The following is a 6,091-nucleotide window of genomic DNA, read 5'->3' as shown; positions in this document are numbered from 1 at the left end:
CGCGGAGCCGCTGCCGCGGCGGTCGTGCCGCCCCATTACTGCCGGGCGTACGGGCCGGTCCGCGTGGAAGGATGGCGGGAAACGTCACATACCGAGGAGATGACCCGGGTGCCAGGCACAAATCTGACCCGCGAAGAGGCGCAGCGGCGTGCGCGCCTGCTCACCGTTGACTCGTACGGGATCGACCTCGATCTCAGCGGCGCGCAGGAGGGCGGCACCTACCGGTCCGTGACCACGGTGCGCTTCGAGAGCGCGGAGGCCGGGGCGGAGACCTTCATCGATCTGGTGGCGCCCGCCGTGCACGAGGTCGTACTGAACGGCACCGCGCTGGATGTCGCCGCGGTCTTCCGGGACTCGCGGATCGCGCTGCCGCATCTGCACGAGGGCCCGAACGAGCTGACGGTCGTCGCGGACTGCGCGTACACCAACACGGGCGAGGGCCTGCACCGCTTTGTCGATCCGGTCGACCAGCAGGCCTATCTCTACACGCAGTTCGAGGTGCCGGACGCGCGGCGCGTCTTCGCCTCGTTCGAGCAGCCGGACCTCAAGGCGACCTTCCGGTTCACGGTGAAGGCTCCCGAGGGCTGGACCGTCGTCTCCAACTCGCCGACGCCGGAGCCCAAGGAGAACGTCTGGAGCTTCGAGCCGACGCCGCGCATCTCGTCGTACATCACGGCGCTGATCGTCGGTCCGTACCACTCGGTGCACAGCTCGTACGAGAAGGACGGGCAGTCCGTGCCGCTGGGCATCTACTGCCGTCCCTCGCTCGCCGGGTATCTGGACTCGGACGCGATCTTCGAGGTCACCCGACAGGGCTTCGACTGGTTCCAGGAGAAGTTCGACTACGACTATCCCTTCGCCAAGTACGACCAGCTCTTCGTACCGGAGTTCAACGCGGGAGCGATGGAGAACGCGGGCGCGGTGACCATCCGCGACCAGTACGTCTTCCGCTCGAAGGTGACGGACGCGGCCTACGAGACGCGGGCCGAGACGATCCTGCACGAGCTGGCGCACATGTGGTTCGGCGATCTGGTCACCATGGAGTGGTGGAACGACCTCTGGCTGAACGAGTCGTTCGCCACCTACACCTCGATCGCCTGTCTGGCCGCCGCGCCGGGCTCGCGGTGGCCGCAGTCCTGGACGACGTTCGCCAACTCCATGAAGACCTGGGCGTACCGTCAGGACCAGCTGCCCTCCACGCATCCGATCATGGCGGACATCCGCGATCTGGACGACGTGCTGGTCAACTTCGACGGCATCACCTACGCCAAGGGCGCCTCGGTACTGAAGCAGCTCGTCGCGTATGTCGGGCAGGACGAGTTCTTCCGTGGCGTCCAGGCGTACTTCAAGGCGCACGCGTACGGGAACACCCGGCTCGCGGATCTGCTGGGCGCGCTGGAGGAGACCTCCGGACGTGATCTGAAGACCTGGTCGAAGGCATGGCTGGAGACGGCGGGCATCAACATCCTGCGTCCGGAGATCGAGCTGGACGCGTCGGGCCATGTGACGTCGTTCTCCGTACGGCAGGAGGCGCCGGCGCTGCCCGCGGGCGCCAAGGGCGAGCCCGTGCTGCGCCCGCACCGGATCGCGATCGGCTGCTACGACCTGGACGGGAACGGCAAGCTGGTCCGTACGAGCCGGATCGAGCTGGACGTGGACGGCGCGAGCACGGACGTGCCGTTCCCGGTGAACACGCCGCGTCCCGCGGTGGTCCTGCTCAACGACGACGATCTGAGCTATGCGAAGGTCCGGCTGGACGAGGAGTCGCTGCGGGTCGTCACCGAGCATCTCGGCGACTTCACGGAGTCGCTGCCGCGGGCGCTGTGCTGGGCGTCGGCGTGGGACATGACGCGCGACGGCGAGCTGGCCACCCGCGACTATCTGGAGCTGGTGCTCTCCGGCATCACGAAGGAGTCGGACATCGGCGTGGTGCAGTCGCTCCACCGCCAGGTGAAGCTGGCGCTCGATCTGTACGCGGCGCCCGCGTGGCGCGAGGCCGGGCTGACGCGGTGGACGGACGCGACGCTGGCGCATCTGCGCGCGGCCGAGCCCGGCAGCGACCACCAGCTCGCGTGGGCACGGGCGTTCGCGGCGACGGCGCGCACACCGCAGCAGCTCGATCTGCTGCAGAGCCTGCTCGACGGTACGGAGACGATCGAGGGCCTGGCCGTCGACACCGAGCTGCGCTGGGCGTTCGTCCAGCGGCTGGCGGCGGTGGGTCTGCACGACGAGGAGGAGATCGCGGCCGAGTACGAGCGCGACAAGACGGCCGCGGGCGAGCGCCACGCGGCGGCGGCGCGCTCGGCGCGTCCGCTGCCGGAGGCCAAGGCGGAGGCGTGGGCCTCGGTGGTGGAGAGCGACAAGCTCCCGAACGCGCTCCAGGAGGCGGTGATCAGCGGCTTCGTCCAGACCGACCAGCGTGAGCTGCTGGCGCCGTACACGGAGAAGTTCTTCGCGGCGGTCGCGGACGTCTGGGAGTCCCGCTCCCACGAGATGGCCCAGCAGATCGCGGTCGGCCTGTATCCGTCCCTCCAGGTCTCCCGGGCGACGCTGGACGCGACGGACGCCTGGCTCGCCTCGGCAGGGCCGAACGCGGCGCTGCGCCGGCTGATCTCGGAGTCGAGGTCGGGCGTGGAGCGCGCGCTGAGGGCCCAGGCGGCGGACGAGGCGGCGGCCACGGCGTAACGGCGCGTGGGGGACGGTCCAGCGGGCCGTCCCCCACCGCACGCACGCGCACCGTACGCACCGCACGCGCGCGGCGCCGGGTGACATGGGCACCACCGCAGTGCGTGTCACGGCCGGACCGGGCGGGACTCGATGTCTGATGGCCGCTGTGGTGCGCACCGAGGAACTCCGACGTCTGTCCCTGGCCGCCCTCCGGATCCTTGGCGTCGCCGGCGCCTACTACGCGGGCGCGTGGTTCGGCCTCCAGAAGGAGGTCATCAGGGCCGACGCCACCGGCATCTCACCGCTGTGGCCGTCCACCGGCATCTCCGTGGCCGCTCTGCTCCTCCTGGGCCCCGGCGTCTGGCCGGGCATCACCCTGGGCGCCTTCGCCAACATCACGACGCTCGGCTCCATGGGCGGAGTGCAGCTCGTGGTCCTGGCCGGGAACACTCTCGGACCGGTCTCTTCACTGCTGCTCCTGCGGCGCGTGGGCTTCCGTACGGAGCTGGACCGGCTGCGGGACGGAGTGGCGCTGGTCTTCCTGGGCGGGCTGGCCGGGACGCTGGTCAGCGCCACGATGGGATCGGTGGTCCTGCTGGTCGGCAACGAGCTGCCGGTGGGATTCTGGACGGCCTGGCTGGCCTGGTGGACGGGCGACGCGATGGGCGTGCTGCTCGTCACTCCCTTTCTGCTACTGCTGTGCCGTCTGCGGCTGCCGCTGCGCTTCCACCGGTGGGCCGAGGCATCGGCGCTGGTGGTCACCACCGCCGTGGTGACACGGCTGGCCACCGTGACTCCGTTCACTCTGCTCTTTCTTGTCTTTCCCGTGCTGATCTGGGCGGCGCTGCGCTTCCATCTCGCCGGGAGCGCGCCGTTCGCACTGCTCGTCTCCCTCAGGGCGGTCTGGGAGACGACCTCCCCGACAGGAGCGTTCGCCCATCACACCCTGCTCGAACGGATGATCAGCATCCAGGCGTTCAACGGGTCCCTGGCACTGACCTCGCTGTTGCTGACGGCGACCGTCACCGAGCAGAAGAACATCCATATGAAGATCGAGGAGGCGTGCGAGACGCTGGCCGAGGTGGTGGACCAGCTCGCGCCCGGCGAGTGGACGAAGCTACGGCTGCGGAACAGGGACCGGGAGTGGGAGCGGGAGCGGGAGCGGGAGAAGCGCGGGCTGTGACCGACCGGGCCGACCGTACGGCCCGGAACGCGCGAAGGCACCGCCCGGCGCACTCGGCGTGCGGGGCGGCGCCTTCGCCGGCCTGTGCGGCCGGACGGTCAGACGTGCTTGTGGGACTTGTCGAGAACCATGACCAGGCCCGCGATGACTCCGAAGATCACCAGCGGGGCCACCACATACAGCCCGAGCGTCTCGGCGATGCTCAGACCGGGGCCGGGATAGTCACCGTCGTCCCGGGTGAGCGCGAGCGCCGGGGACGACATGAGCAGCATCATCAGCGTCGTACCGGCCGCCAGGGCGCCGGCGCGCAGAGCGTTCTTCTTGTCCACGGTGCAAACGTAGCGAACGCCTACACCGGCCGCGCGGGCGGGGGTGCCGTACCGCGTCCCGCGCCGTGTGAAGGACCGCGTCCCGTACCGGGTGCCGTACCCGTACGGAACACCTCCATCAGCGCGTGCAGCCTGGGCGAGGCGGCCAGCTCCTCCAAGGTCACCGGGCGGCCCTCGGCGTCCGCGACGGGCAGGCGCCAGTTGGGGTACTGGTCCCAGGTGCCCGGCAGATTCTGCGGTCTGCGGTCGCCCACGGCGTCCGGCAGCCAGACGCCGACCAGCCGCGCCGGAGTGCGCAGCAGGAACCGGTACACCGCGCGGATCCGCTCCTCCTCGTCGCCGCCGGGCAGCAGTCCCAGCCTGGTCAGACAGCCCAGCCACTCCGCGATCTCGGCCTGCGCCTCCGACTGCTCCTGCTCCAGCGGGCGGGTGAGCAGCCCGAGCCGGTGGCGCAGCTCCACATGCTCTCCGGTGAGCCGGGCCGCCGTGGACGGCAGATCGTGGGTGGTGGCGGTGGCCACACAGCCCTCGCGCCAGCTCTCGGGAGGCAACGGCTCGCCCGTACCGTCCCAGTCGCGCTCGAACCAGAGCACGGATGTGCCGAGCACTCCGCGCCGCTCCAGCGCCTCCCGTACACCGGGCTCCACGGTGCCCAGATCCTCTCCTATGACGGCCGCGCCCGCGCGGTGGGCCTCCAGGGCGAGGACGGCGAGCATCGCCTCGGCGTCGTACCGGACATACGTTCCCCGGGTGGGATCCTGGCCCTCCGGCACCCACCAGAGCCGGAACAGGCCCATCACATGGTCGATCCGCAGCGCGCCGGCGTGCCGCAGCAGTCCCTTGAGCAGCCCTCGGTACGGCGCGTAGCCGGACGCGGCCAGCACATCGGGACGCCATGGCGGCAGGCCCCAGTCCTGGCCGAGCGCGTTGAAGGCGTCGGGCGGAGCGCCGACCGACATTCCGGCGGCGAAGGCGTCCTGCTGGGCCCAGGCGTCGGCGCCGTCCGGGTGAACTCCGACGGCGAGATCATGGACGATCCCGACGGCCATACCGGCGTCCTCGGCCGCGCGGTCGGCGGCGGCGAGCTGTTCGTCCGTCAGCCAGGCGAGCCTGCTGTGGAAGTCGACGCGGGCGAGAAGCTGCCGCCGGGCCGCGGCCGTCTCGGCGGAGCGCGGATCGCGCAGCCCGGCCGGCCACTCACCCCACCGCGGGCCGTGGACCTCGGCGAGAGCGTTCCAGGTGGCGTGGTCCTCCAGGGCCCGGCCCTGCGCGGCGAGGAAGTCGCAGTACTCGGCGCGGCGGCCCGGGCCGAGCTCGACGGTGTACAGGATCTCCAGGGCGGCCCGTTTGAGTGCCCATACGGCGTCACGGTCGATCAGCGCGGCCTTGCCCGAACCACCAGGATTGTTCGACGTGCCCGGCGTCTTGTCGAGCACGGACTCCCGCAGGCCCGCGGCCCGCTCGGCCAGTCCGTCGAGCCGCTCGCGGTCGGCGCCATGGACGTACGCGTACTCCGGGACGGCCTCGATCCGCAGATGGACCGGATCGGGAAAGCGGCGCGAGGACGGGCGGTACGGCGAGGGATCGGTGGGCGTGCCCGGTACGGCGGCGTGCAGCGGATTGATCTGGACGAAGCCGGCGCCGAGCGACCGCCCGGACCACGCGGCCAGTTCGGCGAGATCGCCGAGGTCGCCCATGCCCCAGGAGCGGCTGGAGAGCAGCGAGTAGAGCTGCACCAGAAAGCCATGGGCCCGGCCTTCGGGCGTGGGCACCCGGTCGGGCGCGACGACGAGGACGGCCTGCTCCGCCCGCGGCGGGCTGTCGTCGGAGGCGGGCGCGCGGACGGTCAGCCGGTGCACTCCGAGCGGCAGCTCCGCCCAGACGGCGGACGCGTCGGGCCCTGCCGGCGGCA

The 6,091-nt window shown here is 71.1% G+C and carries 4 protein-coding genes; 2 read left to right on the top strand and 2 right to left on the bottom strand.

Annotated features, from left to right (window positions below):
- Positions 1–108 precede the first annotated feature (108 nt).
- Positions 109–2,685: an aminopeptidase N gene (gene pepN / locus GA0115259_RS22615; RefSeq protein ID WP_093600233.1), complete on the top strand. Its 2,577-nt coding sequence runs from the start codon at positions 109–111 to the stop codon at positions 2,683–2,685.
- A gap of 85 nt (positions 2,686–2,770) precedes the next feature.
- Complete coding sequence (locus GA0115259_RS22610; RefSeq protein WP_237540355.1) at positions 2,771–3,850, top strand: MASE1 domain-containing protein; 1,080 nt, start codon at positions 2,771–2,773, stop codon at positions 3,848–3,850.
- Between the two features lie 98 nt (positions 3,851–3,948).
- Here the strand turns inward: GA0115259_RS22610 and GA0115259_RS22605 are convergent, their stop codons facing one another.
- Positions 3,949–4,179 carry a hypothetical protein gene (locus tag GA0115259_RS22605; protein ID WP_093600227.1) on the bottom strand — a complete coding sequence of 77 codons (231 nt, stop codon included), beginning with the start codon at positions 4,177–4,179 and terminating at the stop codon, positions 3,949–3,951.
- Between the two features lie 20 nt (positions 4,180–4,199).
- Positions 4,200–6,091 (bottom strand): 4-alpha-glucanotransferase (gene malQ, locus GA0115259_RS22600; protein WP_107469246.1); only part of this gene is annotated, 1,892 nt, incomplete at its 5' end.

The sequence above is a fragment of the Streptomyces sp. MnatMP-M17 genome (assembly GCF_900091995.1).
Classification (GTDB): domain Bacteria; phylum Actinomycetota; class Actinomycetes; order Streptomycetales; family Streptomycetaceae; genus Streptomyces.
The sequence above is the reverse complement of the archived record's forward strand: the minus strand, read 5'-3'. Positions and strand labels throughout refer to the sequence as shown.